At 59.8% G+C, this 19,008-nt stretch carries 12 protein-coding genes and 1 pseudogene; 5 read left to right on the top strand and 8 right to left on the bottom strand.

Translation table 11 applies throughout. From position 1 onward, the window contains the following. Positions 1–142 precede the first annotated feature (142 nt). The 5 genes and pseudogenes from ACNA0J_RS27080 to ACNA0J_RS27060 all read right to left on the bottom strand — a co-directional run. Entirely contained in the window at positions 143–3,988 is a 3,846-nt protein-coding gene (locus tag ACNA0J_RS27080; RefSeq protein WP_415821998.1) for an ABC transporter ATP-binding protein/permease, read from the bottom strand. A gap of 174 nt (positions 3,989–4,162) precedes the next feature. Beyond that, positions 4,163–4,679, bottom strand: a 517-nt coding sequence (locus ACNA0J_RS27075; RefSeq protein ID WP_415821996.1) for a transglycosylase SLT domain-containing protein, incomplete at its 3' end; no start/stop codon positions are given. A 71-nt stretch (positions 4,680–4,750) separates the two neighbouring features. Continuing rightward, positions 4,751–6,943 (bottom strand): TonB-dependent receptor, encoded by a 2,193-nt coding sequence (locus ACNA0J_RS27070; RefSeq protein WP_415821994.1) that lies wholly within the window; start codon positions 6,941–6,943, stop codon positions 4,751–4,753. A 168-nt stretch (positions 6,944–7,111) separates the two neighbouring features. Then, the gene (gene acnB / locus ACNA0J_RS27065) at positions 7,112–9,703 is read right to left on the bottom strand and encodes a bifunctional aconitate hydratase 2/2-methylisocitrate dehydratase (protein WP_415821993.1); all 2,592 of its coding nucleotides are present in this window, start codon (positions 9,701–9,703) and stop codon (positions 7,112–7,114) included. 206 nt (positions 9,704–9,909) lie between these two features. Further along, positions 9,910–10,817 (bottom strand): annotated as a pseudogene (locus ACNA0J_RS27060) (tripartite tricarboxylate transporter substrate binding protein); the annotation flags it as partial. 259 nt (positions 10,818–11,076) lie between these two features. On the opposite strand from ACNA0J_RS27060, the gene ACNA0J_RS27055 reads away from it, so the two are divergent. Continuing rightward, on the top strand, positions 11,077–12,006 hold the full coding sequence (locus ACNA0J_RS27055; protein WP_415821991.1) for a LysR family transcriptional regulator: 930 nt from the start codon (positions 11,077–11,079) through the stop codon (positions 12,004–12,006). 48 nt (positions 12,007–12,054) lie between these two features. On the opposite strand, the gene ACNA0J_RS27050 is transcribed toward ACNA0J_RS27055, so the two are convergent. After that, complete coding sequence (locus ACNA0J_RS27050; protein ID WP_415822015.1) at positions 12,055–12,345, bottom strand: antibiotic biosynthesis monooxygenase family protein; 291 nt, start codon at positions 12,343–12,345, stop codon at positions 12,055–12,057. Between the two features lie 104 nt (positions 12,346–12,449). Here ACNA0J_RS27050 and ACNA0J_RS27045 point away from each other — a divergent pair, with 104 nt between their 5' ends. From ACNA0J_RS27045 to ACNA0J_RS27035, 3 genes are all read left to right on the top strand, one after another. Next, positions 12,450–12,749 (top strand): YciI-like protein, encoded by a 300-nt coding sequence (locus tag ACNA0J_RS27045; protein WP_415821990.1) that lies wholly within the window; start codon positions 12,450–12,452, stop codon positions 12,747–12,749. 112 nt (positions 12,750–12,861) lie between these two features. Further along, a complete protein-coding gene (locus ACNA0J_RS27040; protein WP_415821989.1) occupies positions 12,862–13,743 on the top strand; it encodes an EamA family transporter in 882 nt (293 codons plus the stop codon). A 48-nt stretch (positions 13,744–13,791) separates the two neighbouring features. After that, positions 13,792–14,553: a TSUP family transporter gene (locus ACNA0J_RS27035; protein ID WP_415822013.1), complete on the top strand. Its 762-nt coding sequence runs from the start codon at positions 13,792–13,794 to the stop codon at positions 14,551–14,553. A gap of 35 nt (positions 14,554–14,588) precedes the next feature. Here the strand turns inward: ACNA0J_RS27035 and ACNA0J_RS27030 are convergent, their stop codons facing one another. Next, a complete protein-coding gene (locus tag ACNA0J_RS27030; RefSeq protein WP_415821988.1) occupies positions 14,589–17,060 on the bottom strand; it encodes a DUF3772 domain-containing protein in 2,472 nt (823 codons plus the stop codon). A gap of 120 nt (positions 17,061–17,180) precedes the next feature. Then, the gene (locus tag ACNA0J_RS27025) at positions 17,181–18,155 is read right to left on the bottom strand and encodes a LysR substrate-binding domain-containing protein (RefSeq protein WP_415821987.1); all 975 of its coding nucleotides are present in this window, start codon (positions 18,153–18,155) and stop codon (positions 17,181–17,183) included. 91 nt (positions 18,156–18,246) lie between these two features. On the opposite strand from ACNA0J_RS27025, the gene ACNA0J_RS27020 reads away from it, so the two are divergent. Further along, positions 18,247–18,537 (top strand): YjiS-like domain-containing protein, encoded by a 291-nt coding sequence (locus tag ACNA0J_RS27020; protein ID WP_415821985.1) that lies wholly within the window; start codon positions 18,247–18,249, stop codon positions 18,535–18,537. The last annotated feature ends 471 nt before the right edge of the window (positions 18,538–19,008 follow it).

The raw sequence follows: 19,008 nt of genomic DNA, 5'->3' as shown, positions 1-19,008 counted from the left end.
TCATGTGATGCTGAGACATCGCTATGTTGCGTATTTTAGTCTTATGTCTTATATAAGACTATAGGGGTGAGTCAAAGTTCTCGCTGTTTTCAGATAATTTGTCAGGCAGTCCAGCCAGCGACTGACAGCGGGGTGGTGCGCATCATTGTCGCGCCGCCTGCATCTGCCGGTTGACCAGATTTGCATAAGCGCCGCCTTGTTGCAGCAACGCATCATGCGTGCCCGACTCTACAATCTGCCCTCCGTCTACTACGGCAATGGTATCGGCTTGGCGTATTGTCGACAGGCGGTGCGCAATAATCAGGGTAGTGCGATGGCGCATCAGCTCGGCCAAGGCCTGATGTACCTGGGATTCACTGATGGCGTCCAAATGCGACGTGGCTTCGTCCAGAATCAGAATCGGTGCGTCGCGCAGGAATGCCCGCGCAATGGCGATGCGTTGGCGCTGGCCGCCGGACAAGGCCACACCGCGTTCGCCGACAGGGGTATGCAGCCCCTCGGGCAGGCCGGCGACAAAATCCGACAGCGCAGCGCGGGCTACGGCTTGATCCAGTTCGTCCTGATTGGCATGGGGGCGGGCCAGGCGGATGTTGTCTTCCAGCGTGCCGTTGAGCAGCCAGGTGTCCTGGGCCACCAGCGCGATACGACTGTACAGTGCATCCAGGGTCAGGTCCGGCAAGCGCTCCTCGCCGATACGTACGGCGCCTTCCTGCGGATCCCAGAATCGCAACAACAAGCTCGCCAAAGTGCTTTTCCCCGCGCCCGACGGGCCGACCAGCGCCAGGGTTGCTCCTGCCGGTAACGAGAGCGATACGCTGCGCAGGGCCGGTTGATGCCGGCCTGGATAGGTGAAGGTGACATCCTCGAACGCCAGCGGCAGGCCCGCTCCCGTCAGGGGCGGTGCAAGCGGACCATCCACGACAGGCACTGGCTCGTCGTGAATCGTACGCAAGCGTCGCGTAGAGGCCAGCGTGTCCGCCAGTTGGCGGCTCACCTGGGCGATCTCGGACACGGGCAGAAAGGCGGCAACCGACAGCAAAATCAGCAATGGCAACATGCTCGCCGCCAGCGCGCCTTGCGTGACCAACCAGGCGCCCGCTGTCGCCACGGCCAGGCCACCCAGACCGGTTGCGATCTCCAACAGGGCGCTTTGCCGCGACAAGTCGGCCAGCAGCGTCAATCGCACACGTTGATAGTCCTGGCAGATCGTCAAAAAGGCGTCGCGCCGACGGCCGGTCGCGGAAAAAGCCACCAGGTCGGACAGCCCCTGGATCGTCTCTGCGAGATGCGCGCTCAGCAATCCCAGCGCCTGCCTGGCGCGGCTGCCTTGTGCGTCCACGCGCGCGCGATTGAGCCATGGTGACAGTCCGGCCCATAGCAAAAAGGGCAATAACGCCAGCATCAGCGGCCAGGCGGCGATTCCCAGGATGGCCAGGACGATGACAGGTACCAATGTCGCAACAAACGCCGGCGCCACCGTGTGCGCATAGAAATACTCAACCGTTTCAACATCCTGCGTGGCCAGCCCGACCAAATCCCCAGAGCGGCGGCGCAAGAGATACGCAGGCGCCAGCGCCTCGAGTTTTTGATACAGCGATATCCGCATTTCGGCCAGCAGTTGATAGGCAATCGAGTGGGCGAGCCAGGATTCGATCCAGTGCAGCGCGGCTGCCGCGATGGCCACGGCAAACAACCCGATCAGCAAACCGTCGAACGGCTCACCGTTTTTCAATCGGGCAATGACGAGCGCACCCAGCACCGACACACCGATAAAGGCGGCCACCCGGCCGATACCGCTGCCGACAGTGATGGTAAATTGTTTTTTCCAAGGACGGATGATCTCCGTCAAGGTCTGCAGTACCTGGCGTGTCGTGATGTGCCGCGCCTCGGTGTCCAACGAGATGGGGGCAGGGCGCTTGTGATCGTCGTCAGCGGGAGCCAAAACGGTACCGCCGTCGGGAATGCTGTCACTCGCATTGCTGCGGGAGCCCGCTGTTTCCGGCATTGACGCGAGGGCTGCGTGTGCGCCATCCTCCGGCGCCACGCCTGAAGTTGTTGGCGCCGCATGCAGCGAATCCTGCTGTCCGCCCATCAATTGGCGATACAGCGTATCGCCCTCCATCAGCGTCTCGTGCGTGCCGGTCTCTGCAATGCGTCCGCCATCCAGCACCAGAATACGGTCTGCGCCAATCACGCTGGACAGTCGATGCGCCAGCACCAGCGTGGTTCGGCCGCGGCTGAGCCGATCCAGGGCCTGCTGAATCTCGGCCTCATTCTCGGCGTCCACCGAGGACAGGGCCTCATCCAGAATCAAAATCGGCGTATCGCGCAACAAGGCGCGAGCAATGGTCAACCGCTGGCGTTGTCCGCCGGACAATTGCGTGCCGCGTTCTCCCAAGACCGTCTGATAGCCCTGCGGCAATGCCGAAATAAACCCGTGCGCATTCGCCGCCGTCGTCGCTGCGAGGATTTGATCCGGCGTTGCATCCGGGCGCGCCATCAACAGGTTTTCTTCCACCGTTCCATGAAACAGTGTGCTGTCCTGCGCCACCAACGAGATGCTGGCCCGTACCGCCTCGGGATCCAGCGTGCGCAGATCCCGGCCATCTATCTCGATGACACCCGATTGGGGGTCATGTAGACGCAGCAAAAGGCGAACTAATGTCGATTTACCAGACCCACTGGGGCCGACAATCCCCACACGCTCGCCGGGACGGATCTCGAAATCCATGCCTTGATGCGTGATCTGCCGGCCACCGGGATAAGAAAACGCGACTTGTCGAAAGGCAATCGCTAAGCCGCCGCGCGGCCCGGATGATGGCATGGCAGACTGGTGGGCATCCGTGTGATCTGTTTGTGGCTCACTTGCCGTTGATGACAACGGCCCGCCGTACAGGGTTTTCTGAATGACGTCTGGCGATGGCTGCCTGGATTGGCCGGTTTGCTGACCTACGCCGCAGGACTGTGGGTGGGGGCTGGCGATGGACGCGGCCGCCGCATCATCTTGTCCCGTCGTTGCTGTTGCCTGCGGCGCCGACGTCGTCGCGTCCAATAGCGCCTGCACGCTGGCTGCTGCCGATTGCCCCATCAGTCCTTGGTGCAGCACAGAGCGCATATCCCGCAGCGGGCGGAAAATTTCCGTCCCGGCCATCAACACCACCAGCAGCGCCGCCAGCGTCATCTGTCCTTCGGCCACGCGCCACGCGCCCAATGCCAAGGCGGCCGCTGCACCGACCGTGATCCCGATATCCGTCGCAAAACGCGCCGAGACCTCGCGCCCCAGCACCTTGAACGTGTTATCCGACAGCGCCCGCGCGCGCTGCGCCAGACGTTCGCCCCATGTGCGGCTCTGGCCAAAGGCCTTGAGCGTGGGCAGGCCTTGCATCGCATCCAGGAACTCTTCACCGAACGCCTTGAATGCCCGAGCCCGTTGACGGGAGGCGTCCTTGTGGCTACGGTGCGCCGCCAGAGGGAGGACCAAGGTGATCAGCGCCGCCACCAGCAGCACCAGCGCCACCGGCCAATCCCACCACGCGATGAAGGCAAAAATCACGATGGGAGCGCAGGCCGCAATAAATAACTGCGGCAGATAGCGGCCAAAAAAGGTCTGCAGTTGTTCCACGCCATCGACCACGGCCAGCATGACGCCGCCTGTGCGTTGGCCTCCGAACCAGGCGGGCCCCAACTCGACAATCTTGTCGTAAAGCTGTGCGCGCAGATTATTCTGGATCAGCGCCGCATTGCGATTGGCCAGCAGATTCAACGCATGCTCAAAGCCGCCGCGCAGCACAATGGCCAGCGCCGCGCCCGCCAGCGGCCACCACAACGCCGTGCCGCTCGCGCCGGCAAACAATTCCGCCAGGAATTTCCCCAACAGAGCAAAGCGCGCGATGCCCGCCGTCAGCCCCAATAGCCCCAGCAGAGCGCACATCAACATTCGCAACCGCACACCGCGCGTCATGGCCCAGAGGGTGGAATCGAAATACATGCTGCTTCCTTATGTGTGGTGGCGCATTGCAGGCGCGGCCATCCTCTACCCTAACATTTCGCAGTATGACGGGTCAGGTGCGCTGGTATATGACAGGGGCGGGATGTGGGCCATCCGCCTTGAATTGACGTGGCTGACTGCTTCGCAGTCAGCCTTTATCGCAATTGCGATACNGCGCGACCCGTTTCAGCCACGCTTTGCTTTCATAACTGCGGTTGCGATAACCCGTCCAGCCCTCGTGATAATTCAGATACTGGCCGTAGGCATCCCATTTTGATACGCCATTCAGACGCTGGGACTTGCTGATATACCAACCCATGAAGTCTAACGAGTCCGCCAGATCGTCCCGGCTCGACGTCCAACCCCCGGCTTCACGCTTATAGTCTGCCCACGTTTCGTCTTTGGCTTGCGCATAGCCATAGGCCGAGCTGACACGGCCCCAGGGAATAAAGCCCAGAAAATAATAACGAGGGGGCAGGGCGTCGTGCCGGAAACTGGATTCCTGGTACATCATGGCGAAGGGCACCTGCACCGGCACGCCCCATTTCTCGCGCATGTCTTCCGCAGCACGCCGCCAACTGGGTTTCTCACGAAAAATTTCGCAGAGATTTTCAGGGTTGGACGGCGGCGTCGTCGCACAGCCGCCCAACATGATTGCCAACAGGGTCAGCACCAGTGGCCCTAGTTTCATTGCCGGTTCCTTGTTCAGGGGATGGCGGCATTCTAAGCGTTATGGGCCCCGGTGCCGATATTCGAGCCCGTTCAGAAGTCGACTGACATCGACAGTTTATAGACCCGGCCCATGCCCTGGGTGAGCTGGCCAAAGGAGTTTCCGACCGTGGACCAATATTTCTTGTCGGTGACGTTATCCACGCCTGCGCGCCACACTACGTTGTGGCCGTCGATATTGGTCGCATAACGAGCCCCCAGATCGATTCGGGTCCATGCCGGTATTTTGCCGGTATTGTCGATATTGACGTACTGCGATCCGCGCCGTTGCACATAGGCTTGCAAGGTCAAACCGGTGAGTGCGGGCACATCCCATTCCGCGCCCATTACCGCTTGGTAACGAGGTACACCGATCGCGTCGTTGCCGTCTTGCTCGGCGCCGGCAGTGCCTCGCAGCTCGGGATCCATGAAGGTTATCCCGCCCAACAGCCGTACGCCTTTCATCGGCTCGCCGTAGATATTCATCTCGAGCCCGCGATTGCGCTGCGAGCCGGCGATCCCGAATACGAGATCCGAGTTTGTATAGGCTTGGGGCTTCTCGATCTGGAAAACACCGATGTTCCCGCCAATATTGCCGAAATCAAACTTGACGCCGGCCTCCGTCTGTTTCGTGCGATACGGAGCGAGCGTTTCGCCAAAATTGACGGCCCCGGACGGTGCGGTATCGCCTTTGGTCAACCCTTCGATGTGGTTCACATAAAACGACACCTCTTCCCACGGACGCACGACCAAGCCGTAAGCGGGCGTCCATACCGAGTCATCGTAAGTCGTGGTGTGGACACCATTGGTGTCGTAAAGCTTGTCTTTGATCGTTTGACGTCGTACCCCCAGCGTCAGAAAGACGCGATCGTCCAGGAACGACAACTGATCCGACAACGCAAAACTGGTCAAATGGGTACGGCTGCTGGCGTGTGGGTCATCCATATCACCGCCCACAAACGTCGTAGGCGGACGGTCAAAATACTCGGGATCATAGATATCGATCGGGCTGCGATCGCTCATTTCCCACGCTTGTCTGACGCGCGTCTGCAGTCCGGACACACCGATATTCACCAAATGGCCCACCGAGCCGGTCTGGAATTTTCCGCGCATGCCGATTTCGCCGCTGACGGAGTCGCGGGTGTAGGGCACCGTCAATCGGCCCACCGTTCCGACGCCGTTGCCGTCAACGAGGGGCTGACCATAATCGCCGTTCTCGCGGTCGTGGCTGGTGCCGATGGCCGCATAACCCATCCAATTGCTGGTGAAATCATATTCCGCACGGACCACGCCATACGTGCTTTCCAATTCGCTGTACGTCCACGGTTGTCCGTAGTTCGTACTATTGGATGGCGGTGAGGGCGCGTCAGGGCCGCTGAGCCTGAGCGTGGGACGCGGTTGCGAGTAGTGATACTTTTGATAGCCCGCGTCCAATGACACCCGTAGCTTTTCGCCCAGATAATCCAGGCCCACGGTGCCCACCGTCATGCGTTGGCCCGCATCGTCGACCGCCGTGTCGCCGTCGCGATGGGCGGCATTGACGCGGATACCGAACTCCTGGTTTTCGCCCCAGCGTCGCCCAATATCGACGCTGCCACCCACCTGAGAATCACTGGTGTAGTCGATCGTCGCCCGGGTCAATGGATCCACCCCGGCACGCTTGGGCTGGATGTTGATAGAGCCGCCCAATCCCGAGCCTCCCGGCGCGGCGCCGTTCAGGAAAGCGTTCGCCCCTTTCAGGATTTCGACCCGTTCTACCATCTGCGTCGGCAACACTTGGCGTGGCAAAATGCCGTACAGCCCGTTGAATGACAAATCGTCATTGTTCAGCGCAAAGCCGCGGATCGAAAACGTCTCGGCCGAATTCCCATAGCCGTTACCGACCTGCACCGACGAGTCATTCTTGACCACATCGCCCAAGGTCCGCGCCTGTTGGTCCTCGATCAACTTCGAGGTATAGCTGGTGACGACAAAGGGCGCGTCCATATTGTCGATATTACCCAACACTCCCAACTGACCGCCTCGCGCCACCTGCCCGCCCGCGTACTCCACGGAAGTCGGGGCAGAGACGCCGGATTCGCCCGTAACAGTCGTTTCCTCCAGTGTGGTGACACCGCCTTGCACCGTTTGAGACCAGGCGGGCGCTCCAGCGAGCACTCCTGCCGATAATGCGGTATGTAAGGCAACACTGAGCGGTTTAAGACGGATGCGGCCGGCTGGCCGCGCCCCAAAGGCGAAGATAGGCATAGAGAGATTTTAGGGAATGGCAATAAGAATCTCTTTTATTATCGTGATCATCTCGAAGTTAAGCAATCTTTCATTGTTTCAGGCCAGATCACACACCTCAAAACAAAACGGCCCCGAGAAAAATCCCAGGGCCGTTCTACCTACAACTGGCAGTCAACAGAGACCGAGTTACACCTCAATCACTGCAGCCACATCTTTGTAATCATCGATCTTGTCGAAGTTCAAGTACTGATAGATCTGGTCGCCGCTCTTGTTGATGACGCCCATATCCGCCATGTACTCGTCCTTGGTCGGGATACGACCCAGACGCGAGCAGATCGCAGCCAACTCAGCCGAGCCCAGATACACGTTGGTGTTCTTGCCCAGACGGTTCGGGAAATTACGCGTGCTGGTCGACATCACCGTCGCACCCTCGCGCACCTGTGCCTGGTTACCCATACACAGCGAGCATCCCGGCATTTCCGTACGAGCACCAGCCGTACCGAACACGCCGTAGTGGCCTTCTTCGGTGAGCTGTTGCGCATCCATCTTCGTCGGCGGAGCCACCCACAGCTTGACCGGAATATCGCGCTTGCCTTCGAGCAGCTTGGACGCCGCGCGGAAGTGCCCGATATTGGTCATGCAGCTGCCGATGAACACCTCGTCGATCTTGGCGCCGGCCACATCGGACAGCGTCTTGACGTCGTCAGGATCATTCGGGCAAGCCACGATCGGCTCATGCACATCGGCCAGGTCGATCTCGATCACAGCGGCGTACTCAGCGTCGGCATCCGGTTCCAGCAGCTTGGGATCAGCCAACCAGGCTTCCATGGCCTTGATACGGCGGCCCAGCGAGCGCTCGTCTTCGTAGCCATTGGCGATCATCCACTTCAGCATCACGATGTTGCTGTTGATGTATTCGATGATCGGTTCTTTGTTCAAGCGCACCGAGCAACCGGCAGCCGAACGTTCAGCCGAGGCGTCGGACAGCTCGAAAGCCTGTTCCACTTTCAGATCGGGCAGACCTTCGATTTCCAGGATGCGGCCGGAGAAGATGTTCTTCTTGCCTTGCTTGGCCACGGTCAACAGGCCTTGTTTGATGGCGTACAGCGGAATCGCGTTCACCAGATCGCGCAGCGTCACACCGGGCTGCATCTTGCCCTTGAAGCGCACCAGCACCGATTCCGGCATATCCAGCGGCATCACGCCCGTGGCGGCAGCAAACGCCACCAGGCCCGAGCCGGCCGGGAACGAAATCCCGATCGGGAAACGGGTGTGCGAGTCGCCGCCAGTACCCACCGTGTCAGGCAACAACATACGGTTGAGCCACGAGTGGATCACGCCGTCGCCAGGACGCAGCGAGATGCCGCCACGCGTGCTGATGAACTGCGGCAGCGTGTGGTGCGTCTTGACGTCCACGGGCTTCGGGTAGGCTGCCGTGTGGCAGAACGATTGCATGACCAGATCGGCCGAAAAGCCCAGGCAAGCCAGGTCTTTCAACTCGTCGCGGGTCATGGGGCCGGTCGTGTCCTGGCTGCCCACCGACGTCATGCGGGGTTCGCAGTAGGTATCAGGGCGCACGCCTTGGCCTTCGGGCAGACCGCACGCGCGGCCGACCATTTTCTGGGCCAGCGTGAAACCCTTGCCCGAATCAACCGGATTCTTCGGCAGACGGAACAGCGTCGAGGGCGGCAGGCCCAGCGCTTCGCGCGCCTTCGCCGTCAGGCCGCGGCCAATGATCAGCGGAATACGGCCGCCGGCGCGCACTTCGTCAAACAGCACGTCGGATTTGACCTGGAATTCAGAGATGACTTGGCCGTCTTTCAGAGCCTTGCCCTCGTAGGGGCGCAGTTCCACCACGTCACCCATTTCCATCTTGGACACGTCCAGCTCGATCGGCAGGGCGCCCGCGTCTTCCATGGTGTTGTAGAAAATCGGAGCAATCTTGCTGCCCAGGCAGACACCGCCAAAACGCTTGTTCGGCACGAACGGAATGTCTTCGCCCGTGAACCACAGCACCGAGTTGGTGGCGGATTTACGCGAAGAGCCGGTACCGACCACGTCACCCACATAGGCGACCAGGTGGCCTTTTTCCTTCAACGATTCGATGAATTGCACCGGACCGCGCTTGCCGTCTTCCTCGGGCTGGAACGCTGCCCCGTCGCGCTTGTTCTTCAGCATGGCCAGCGCGTGCATCGGGATATCCGGGCGCGTGGTGGCATCGGGGGCGGGCGACAGATCGTCGGTGTTGGTTTCGCCGGGGACCTTGAATACCGTGATGGTCAGGCTCTCGGGCAGCTCGGGACGGCTGGTGAACCATTCCGCGTCGGCCCAGCTTTGCAGCACGGCTTTGGCGTTGGCATTGCCCTTGTCGGCTTTTTCCTTGACGTCATGGAAGGCGTCAAACATCAACAGGGTTTTCTTCAGCGCATCGGCAGCGATGGCGCCGACCTCGGCGTCGTCCAGCAATTCGATCAGCGGGCCGATGTTGTAGCCACCCAACATGGTGCCCAACAATTCGGTTGCTTTGGCCCGGCTGATCAGGGCACACGATTCTTTGCCCAGCGCAACAGCGGCCAGATAGGATGCTTTGACCTTGGCTGCGTCATCGACGCCGGCGGGCACGCGGTGGGTCAGCAGATCCAGCAGATTGTCTGCTTCGCCTGCGGGCGGGTTTTTCAGGAGCTCGATCAGGTCGGCAGTTTGTTGAGCCGACAGCGGCAGCGGGGGGATGCCCAGCGCGGCGCGCTCGGCAACATGTTGACGGTACGTTTCCAGCATGAATAGGCCTGCGTAAAAATCGGGTTGCGGGAAGGGTCTTCGAGGCCGATTGTAGAGGCTGGAGGGGGGTGGGGGCAAGTNTCTTATATCTTATATAAGACTTGATTGATTCAGTGGGGTTTCAAATCCGTGCTGCCTATGGGAGCTAGCTGCGCGNNGAGCCGCGGGAGATGCGCGCGGCACGCGGCTCGACGTGCGCGATAGGGCTATTGCAGCTTGATATTGCGCTCTTGCACGAGCTTTTTGCCCTGGACGGTTTCTTTAGCCAAATAAGTCTTCAACTCCTCAGGCGTGCCGCCAATCGGTTCGGCTCCGATGGTATCCAGCGTGGTTTTCACTTTGGCGTCGCCCAGGGCCTGGCGCATCGCGGCGTTGAGTTTGGCGACAATCTCCGGCGGGGTGCCGGCCGGCGCGAAAGCTGCGAACCAGGGCGTCAATTCGTAGCCTGGCAATCCGGCTTCCGCCACGGTGGGGACGTCAGGCAGTGCCGACGAGCGTTTGGCAGTCGTGACTGCCAAGGCTTTCAATTTGCCCGACATGATGTGCGGCTTGGCCGACGTCACACTGTCGAACATATAGTCCACCTGGCCGCCGAGCAGATCCGCCACGGCCGGGCCGCTGCCCTTGTAGGGCACATGCAGCATGTCGATCCCCGCCATCGATACGAACAACTCGCCAGCCAGATGAATCGACGTGCCGACGCCGGCCGAGGCAAAGGTATAGTGACCAGGTTGCTCCTTGGCTTTGGCGATGACATCGGCAACGCTCTTGCTGTCAATGCGCTGCGGATTTGTGACCAGCACATTGGGCACGATGGCCAGCAACGAAATGGGCGCGAAATCCGCTTGTGGGTCGTAGTTCAGGTTGTCGTACAGTGCCGGATTGACCGCCATGCCATTGGCCGCGATCATGATCGTATAGCCATCGGGTTTGGCACGCGCCACCATCGCTGCGCCGATATTTCCGCCCGCACCTGCGCGGTTCTCGACCACGAACGAGGTGTTCAGTTGCCGGCCCATGGCTTCGCCCAACGTACGGGCAATATTGTCCATCGCTCCGCCGGGCGGGAATGGCACGACCCACGTTATCGGACGTTCGGGATACTCGGCGTGGGNCGCCGCGGCGGCTCCCAACAACGCGCCCGCCGCGCAGAACGCGGCCAGCGGCTTCAAAAATCGGCGATGCATTATCCAATGTCTCCTTGGTGTTACAGAGCAGTTCAGGCGGCGCGGTGAGTATCGTCATAGCGTTCACCGTCATGATTGCCATACCTGAAACAAGTGCTTTTCGGCATGGCCGAAGTATGCCCCTCGATTTTTCACGGGTCCAAGACTATATTGGTTGCTTTCTATACCTGATAGGTATGCGTTTTTATGGAACTTCGGCACCTACGCTATTTTCAGGCAGTCGCGCAGGAAGGCAGTTTCACACGAGCGGCCGCCCGATTGCACATCGCCCAGCCGCCGCTCAGCCGGCAGATTCGCCAACTCGAAGACGAACTCGGTGTCACGTTGATAGAGCGCGGTTCGCGCGCGCTGAAATTGACCGAGGCTGGCCGGTTTTTGCTGGAGCAGTCGCTGCAGTTGACGGCGCGTCTTGACGAAATTGTGCAGGGCACCCGGCGCCTGGGACGGCATGAGCGCGGGTGGTTCGGCATCGGCTTCGTGCCCTCCACCCTGTATGGCTTCGTGCCCGAGCTGATCCGGCGTTTGCGCGAGGCCGATCCGCGTATTGAGGTCGGCCTGGCCGAGATGACGACCTTGCCGCAACTCGAGGCGCTCAAGGCGGGACGCATCGATGTGGGGATCGGCCGTATCCTGCTTGATGATCCGGCGATCGAGCGCCGTGTGTTGATGGCCGAGCCATTAGTGGCGGCGCTGCCATTGCGGCATCCCTTGGCACGGCGCCGGCGTCTAGGTATTGCAGAGCTTGCCGCGCAACCATTTGTGCTCTATCCGGCGCGTCCGCGTCCCAATTATGCCGATCACGTGCTGGGTTTGTTCCGAGCGGCCGGGCACACTCCGCGTGTCGTCCAGGAAGCCAACGAATTGCAGACCGCGATCGGCCTGGTGGCGGCAGGCCTGGGTGTGACGGTCGTGCCTGCGTCGGTACATCGTTTGCATCGCGCGGACATCGCGCATGTGCCTATCGACGCAGACACTTTCGTGTCCCCCGTTATTCTCAGCTATCGGAAAGACGATCATTCGCCCTTCCTGGCTGATGCTATTGCACTTGCTGTGCAACTGGCCAACGCGGAGGCTGCTGGCGTCAAGCAAGCTACCGCGTCCCTATCAGATACCTGACAACGTTCGATCAAGACTTGACCGAACCTCCGGTGCGTCGGGAGACGCTTACAGAACCTTGGCCTCGTGATGCACTTGCGGCGGTTGCGCGAAATGCGGGCCGACCAGCTTGCGCCATTCCTGAAAATCGTCGGACTCCCGAAAATCGACCATGTGATTTTCAACCGTTTCCCAGTCCACAACCAAAGTGTATTGCTGAGGATTTTCTATCGATCGATGCAATGCCACGCCATGGCAGCCCTTGGCGCGCAGAAACAGAGGCTTGGCTTGCGCCACGCCGGCTTCGAACTGGGCCTCGTGCCCGGCGGTAACGAGAATGCTGGCAATTTCCTGGATCATTGGGATTTCTTCCTTGAACGTAATGAACAACAGATAACCAAGACGAACAAAACTCACGGCAGGTATGATCAAACTACCTAGTGACTTTAGCGCAGGAGCGTGCCATGCATTATCTGATGTTTTACGACCTGGTCCCCGATTATCTGGAGCGGCGAGGCGCATTTCGCGACGAGCACCTGGCATTGGCGCGCGCAGCCGTAGCCCGCGGCGAGTTGGTAGTGGCCGGGGCTTTGGCCGATCCTGCCGATCAGGCAGTGTTGTTATTCAAGACCGATTCCCCCGCGGTGGTCGAGGCTTTTGCAAAAGCAGACCCGTATGTAAAAGCCGGCCTGGTCAAACAATGGCGAGTACGTTCATGGACCACCGTCGTCGGCGAATTAGCCGAACACCCTGTGCCAGGCTGAGTTTGCATTCAGCAGCTTGTCAGTCTCGTGGTGCGTTGACGGCGTGTCGGCATACAGGCGTATGATGCCGCCTTTGCCCTGACATTTCGGCCCGGTATTGGCCGCATCGCTCATGCCACTTTCACATTTGTTGTTGGCGTTGTCTGTCGTCTTCATTTGGGGGACGAACTTCGTGGTCATCAAATGGGGGTTGGCGGAGTTTCCTGCATTCCTTTTTGCAGCATTGCGATTTTTGCTGTCGGCGCTGCCTTGGATATTCGTGTTCCGCCGCCCGGCAGTGCCATGGAACATGCTGGTGCGCGCTGGCCTGTTGTTGGGCGTGGGGCAGTTTGGCCTGGTTTATTGGGCGATGCGCCAGGACATCTCGCCAGGCCTGGCGTCACTGGTCGTGCAAGCGCAAGTGTTCTTCACCATCATCATGTCGATGATCATGACAGGGGAACGCGCACGGCCATTACAGATCGCGGCGCTCGTGTTGGCAACGAGCGGCTATGCCGTCGTCGCGTGGCGCAGCGCAACCGACCCGGCTGCGGCCGTCACGTTGCTTGGCTTGGGCCTGGTATTGGCCGCCGCATTCTGCTGGGCGTGTACCAACATGGTCATGCGCGGTGCGGGCAGAGTCAACATGGTGGCCTTTACCGCCTGGAGTTCGCTCTTTGCCATCATCCCTTTGCTGATCATCAGCCTGCTGGTGGATGGGCCCGCCAATATGATCGACGCCTTGACGCATGCCAGCGGGTGGGGATGGCTGGCCGCGCTGTGGCAGGGCGTAGGCAATACGGTGTTCGGATTCGGAGCCTGGGGGTGGCTGTTGGCTCGTCATCCTGCTGTTACCGTTACGCCGTTGGCATTGCTGGTGCCCGTCTTCGGTATTCTGTCCTCGGCAGTGCTGCTCAACGAAGCACTACCCGCCTGGAAAATCATCGCTGCCGCCCTGGTGTTGGGTGGCTTGTCCTTAAACGTTTATGCGAGCCGCGTGCGGAGCAAACGATAACGATATGTCATGGCGGCGCATCGCCATGGCAGTCATACTCATCAATACATGACGCCGGTTGATCATTTATTGTTCCTGGGCTGCGTAGCGTTAGCCACCTATGCCCAGACCATGACAGGTTTTGCATTCGGTTTGGTCTTGCTCGGCATGACTGGGCTGTTGTCTCTGGCGCCATTGCCCGAAATGTCCAACGTGGTAAACATGCTGACGCTGGTCAACGCCGTGGCGGCGCTGAGCGGCACGCGTGCAAATTTGGACTGGTCTTTGATTCGCACGCCATTGATTGCCAGTCTGGTCGGGGTGGCCTTCGGCGTCTTTGCGCTGGAATGGATCAGCGGCAGCGCAGTATTGTTGCTGCGCGGCCTGTTGGGCTTGACTATTCTGGCCTGTGCCATCTTGTTGATAGCGCGCAGCCGGCCATTGGATCAAATCTCCTCGCGGGCTTCCTTCATTTCGTATGGACTGGTGGCCGGCGTATTGGGCGGCCTGTTTTCCAGTGCCGGGCCGCCTATGGTGTATCACCTCTATCGACAGCCCTTGCCGTTATCCGTCATACGGAACAGTCTGCTGGTTTTGTTTGCCGCCAACGCCGTGGTGCGCCTGTCCTTGGTGACTGCCAGCGGCAGCCTGAGCGTGTCGTCTCTATGGCTAGGCCTGGAGGCCTTGCCTATTGTCGTCATCTTGACCTGGCTCGTGCGACGTTATGCGTCCGCAGATTCGGTGAAAACGGTCAAGCGTCTAGTCTTCGTACTATTGATGATTGCGGGGTTCGGATTGTTGATCCCCGTGACTCAAGCGCTGTTGAAATAAAGCAAGACGTGGCACGGACTCGTGCCACGTCTTGCTCACGAATTTGTCTTCGACTCACCGGATGATGCAGGTTTAGGTGGTTCAGGGTCCTCGTTGCTTTGCACCGCTGCAGACGCTGCGGCCGGCTCTGATCCTGTCGCAGGTTCCGGCACAGGCGTCAGCATCATCGTCGACGGCGTAGACAGAGGCAGTTTCGCATTCGCCAGACGTTGCAGCACGTCATATAACAGCGCACTGCGTACGCTATACGCGTTGCGTGGCGTGCTGACATACCCCCGCGCGTTGAACAGCAAATGGCCGTTCTCGATACCTTCCAGATAGACGTTGGGGGCGGGGGTGTCCAGTACCCCTTCGTTCTCGGCGAATGCCTCCAACATGACTTCGCGTACACGTTGCGCATCCGCATCCAGCGGCATGGGCAGTTTGACTTGTACCAAGCCCAGCGGATTATCGTGCGTCACATTGCGCACGGTTTTCGTCACGAACTCCGAATTCGGCACGATCACCGTGGATCGATCGGTCATTTGTATTTCCGTCGCACGCACATTGATGCGCAGGATATCGCCCTCGACCCCGCCGAGCGATACCCAGTCTCCAACCTTGACCGGACGTTCAGCCAGCAGAATGAGGCCCGATACAAAATTCTGCACCACCGCCTGCAACCCGAAACCGATCCCCACCGACAGCGCACTGGCAATCCACGCGACACGTTCCAGGCCGATGCCTAAGGCAGATAACGATAGCGCAACCGCCAGCACCACACCCGCATATCCAAACAAGGTCGCGGCTGATAACTGCATGCCCGGGTCCAGCTCTGTCGTGGGCAAATAGCGATTCGCCAGCCAACGCTTGAGCAGGCGCACACCCACCAGACAAAACGCCAGCACAAGCAAACCCTGCATCAACGCACCGGGACGCAAGTGCACCTCGCCGATTTGCAGCCCGGTGAGCAGTTGATTCATCCGGTGCAGCAGATCCGATGGGCCTTCGCCAAAAGGCGCCAATAGCAGCGTGGCCGCCAGCAAACCGATCGTTACCCGTCCAATCCCGGCCAATAGCACGGCCGCTTGGCCGTACAATCGTTTGCGCGCGTCATCTTCGCTGCCCGGCGCGGGCGCCAACAGCGTGCTGAAGCCATCGGTGAGCAGTATCGACAGCAAATACGCAAAACACAGAATTGCCAGCGTCCACAACGCCTGCTTGACGACAAAACTGCCGAACGCCACATATCCTGACAGCAGACTCACGACGCTGCATGCCAAAATCGCCCACGTGACACCTATGAATATCGAGAGCCAGAACGGGCGAGGCGGCAAGGGCTGATCCTCGGCTCCATGTTCAAGCTGCTTGCGCAATCGGGTGCTGCGCCGCAGTCCCCATGCCAGCGTGATGGTCAGGGCCAGAGCGGCTATCGACGTCACCAGAATGGTCGTGGTCAGGCTGGCGTTCAGCAGGATCGGCAGTTCATCACACAGCCAGATCAGTACGACCAATATGCCCAGCAGCGTAGGCAAATGGCGCAAGCCTTGCGCCACGTCGTCATGAATCGACGGCAAGCGCCAACTGGACCTTTCAGGCGAAAGCAAAGCATGACCCAGCCCGGCTACACAGCCGCCAAAACATACGACTGCCACCAGGCTGCTCAATAAATCGCGCGTATCGTCGGACAGTCCGGAATTCCAGGTCACCCCGGTATAGAGCAAGGCGGCGATGATGCCCGGGGTTGCCGAGGCCAGGATCACAATGCAGATGGCCAGGAACGATCGGCGCAATCGGCCGGGCGGGACGCGTGTGGCGGTCAGCCGCAACACCAAGCGGCTAAAGGCCATGCGCAAAAGCAGCGTGATGCCAATGGCCACTGCCAGCATGAGCCAGATAGCGCCCTGAGTGCTGGTGACAGCCTCCCGTAGTTCTTGAGCCAGCTCAGTGAGGCGTCGCCAGTCGCGGGGCAGATCACTGCGCAGCTCCTTCCAGAACGTATCCCCCACAATCGAGTCGCGGCGCTCTCCCAGCCTGGCTTGAAACTGCGTGCGCCGCAACGTAGATATCTGCTCGGCGGTTTGCGCCGCCTCTACCGCGAGCAAACGCGCCAGCTTGGTTTGTGAATCCAGCTTCCGGTTGTCTTGTTGCAGCTGTGTGCGCTGCGCCGCGACGTCTGGCGCTTCGCGCGTTCCATCGGGCGGCTGCCCCAGCTCTGACAGCCTGGCAGTCACCGCGGCCAATTGCGGAGCCAGGGCTTCGGCCAAGGTGTTGGCGCGCGACTGGATATCCAGCACATCATTACGCCAGCGCACGAGTTGCGCGTCTTCGCCGCCGTCTTCCAACCGTTCCCGGATCTGGTCGATCTGCTTGCGGGCGTCGGACAGCGCAGATTCCGCGTCGGCCGCACTCGGCGGCCCCTCGGGTTGTGCAGCCGCCAGTCCGGCGACCCCCAGCCAGAGCCATATCGTCATTGCCGCCAGCAGGCGGATCCAGCAGGCGCGTGAGCCGCGCGGGAACTGCATCATGATGGGCGAACCTCGCGCATCCAGTAATAACGATGCAGCATAGCAAGCGTATCGGGTGTGTGGTGCAACAAAACCTGTTTGGATGCACCAGATGGTCCAGAATTACACCCGTGAATCCGATCAGGGTGCCGGGGGTGATCGGGGCGCCTCGGTGAGGTTTGTCGCATTTTCCGTGTGGCCCGCGATCAGCATTTCGCGTGATCGCTCCAGTTCATCACGCATCCATTGCCGTAAAGCCGACAATGGCGGCCAATCCCTCAGTCCGGGGGGATACACCAGGTGATAACTCTCCGCAGGCTCGAAATCTATACTTACCGGAGATACTTTCACCAACCTGCCCGCCCGCAAGGCATCGACAGCCAGCAGCTCGCGGCCCAATGCCAGCCCAAATCCCTGTTCTACAGCCTCCAGCATCATGCCGACATCATTGAACGATGCCACCGGCGTGACATTTGTGGTCAATCCTGCCGCGGCGAACCATTGCCGCCACAGTTCTTTGTCGCCCAGCAGTGGTTGACGCGCCAGCGTTTCCGGGTGCAGATCGGCTAATTGATCTACGGTAGCCGGGGCTGCCAACACAATGAGCGGCATTGGGATATCGAAAAGCGGCTCCGACATCACTCCTGGCCACGGACCCCGCCCTGAGCGCAGTGCCGCGTGAAAGCCCTCGCGCTGCAGGTCGGCCAACTGCTGGGACGTTTCGATTTCCAGCGTCAAATTGGGATGGCGCTCGCGCCAGCGAGCCATTCGGGGCAATAGCCATCGCTGCGCAAAAGACGGCAATACCGATACGCGCAGATGCTGGTCCGCACCCTGAGCAAAAGACGCCGCTGCCATCACCCCGTCATCCAACTGCGCCAAGGCGCTCTGCACACTGCATAGCAGCGCCCGGCCCGCACAGTTCAGGACCACGCGCCGCCCTTGGCGATCAAACAGCGTAAATCCCAGTTGTTCCTCCAGCACTCGAATCTGTTGGCTGACCGCGCTGTGGCTCAGGTGCAGCCGCTCAGCGGCGGCACGCAGATTCTGCAATTCGGCCACAGCACGAAAAGCGGGCAGGGTATTCAAGGGCAGTCGGCTCATGCTGGTAAGCATAACCGACCAATATGGGTAGAACAATGCGATTCACAGCGAGCCATTGTGCTTTTACGCTAACCAATGTGGAATATCTACTTGGGAGACACACATGGAATCGCCGGGAACACTCATCGCTGCCGACTGCGCAAACACCGCAACGCGCCAATTAATAGCGATTCGCCCCATTGCTGCCTCGCCCATGGCGCACGCCGTAGGGCGTTGGTCAGGATGGTGGCAAGCCGTTCTGGCCCACCGTGCCAGAAAACAAACCGTTGTCGCCCTGAGCGAACTGGACGCTGACATGCTGCGAGACATAGGCGTTCCGGAATCTCTGCTGTACGAAACCGAAGCTACACGCCGGCTGGAGGAAAACCGCCGGGCGTTCTGGCTATGGACTTGATGGGGGAGGGCGCGCCAGGCTCAAAATATCGATGTGGTCCTGGCGTCGCATCTTTGCTCTACCTATATAGTGATTCAAAGAAGGTAATCCAACGGGGCGGGGCCGCGGCCATCTCTACGTTGCGCCGTCGTGTATATCTATACACATATATATAGGGCGCACACAGAGAGAGCTTTGCCTGAAGGTTTTTGGGGGGGTATCACCAGGCTGCTTATATAAGGAACGCCTGAAATCTTCCGCCTCCCAGCCCGATTGGGCGAGTTATTTCGTCTGATTTGCGTCACGCAAATGTCATGTGCTATAGTCTCGCTCCTTCGCTGCTTGAACACGAATTCAGACGAAACCACGGTTTCAGACGAGGCGGGTTGAGGGGGTGGGGCCGAAGTGGTGACGCAGTAAATTCCCGCGATGATGATTATTTGAGATCTAGTTGCACCGAATTTAAAAAGTGTGTTAATATTTCGGGCTCGG

Origin of the sequence: Bordetella tumbae (assembly GCF_965139195.1) — a bacterium.
Lineage (GTDB): Bacteria > Pseudomonadota > Gammaproteobacteria > Burkholderiales > Burkholderiaceae_B > Bordetella_A > Bordetella_A tumbae.
The sequence above is the reverse complement of the archived record's forward strand: the minus strand, read 5'-3'. Positions and strand labels throughout refer to the sequence as shown.

Excerpts from the sequence above, each read along its gene's own strand:
- ACNA0J_RS27080 (WP_415821998.1), bottom strand. The coding sequence starts at position 3,988 with ATGTATTTCGATTCCACCCTCTGGGCCATGACGCGCGGTGTGCGGTTG.
- ACNA0J_RS27070 (WP_415821994.1), bottom strand. The coding sequence starts at position 6,943 with ATGCCTATCTTCGCCTTTGGGGCGCGGCCAGCCGGCCGCATCCGTCTT.
- acnB (WP_415821993.1), bottom strand. The coding sequence starts at position 9,703 with ATGCTGGAAACGTACCGTCAACATGTTGCCGAGCGCGCCGCGCTGGGC.
- ACNA0J_RS27055 (WP_415821991.1), top strand. The coding sequence starts at position 11,077 with ATGGAACTTCGGCACCTACGCTATTTTCAGGCAGTCGCGCAGGAAGGC.
- ACNA0J_RS27050 (WP_415822015.1), bottom strand. The coding sequence starts at position 12,345 with ATGATCCAGGAAATTGCCAGCATTCTCGTTACCGCCGGGCACGAGGCC.
- ACNA0J_RS27045 (WP_415821990.1), top strand. The coding sequence starts at position 12,450 with ATGCATTATCTGATGTTTTACGACCTGGTCCCCGATTATCTGGAGCGG.
- ACNA0J_RS27040 (WP_415821989.1), top strand. The coding sequence starts at position 12,862 with ATGCCACTTTCACATTTGTTGTTGGCGTTGTCTGTCGTCTTCATTTGG.
- ACNA0J_RS27035 (WP_415822013.1), top strand. The coding sequence starts at position 13,792 with ATGACGCCGGTTGATCATTTATTGTTCCTGGGCTGCGTAGCGTTAGCC.
- ACNA0J_RS27030 (WP_415821988.1), bottom strand. The coding sequence starts at position 17,060 with ATGATGCAGTTCCCGCGCGGCTCACGCGCCTGCTGGATCCGCCTGCTG.
- ACNA0J_RS27025 (WP_415821987.1), bottom strand. The coding sequence starts at position 18,155 with ATGCTTACCAGCATGAGCCGACTGCCCTTGAATACCCTGCCCGCTTTT.
- ACNA0J_RS27020 (WP_415821985.1), top strand. The coding sequence starts at position 18,247 with ATGGAATCGCCGGGAACACTCATCGCTGCCGACTGCGCAAACACCGCA.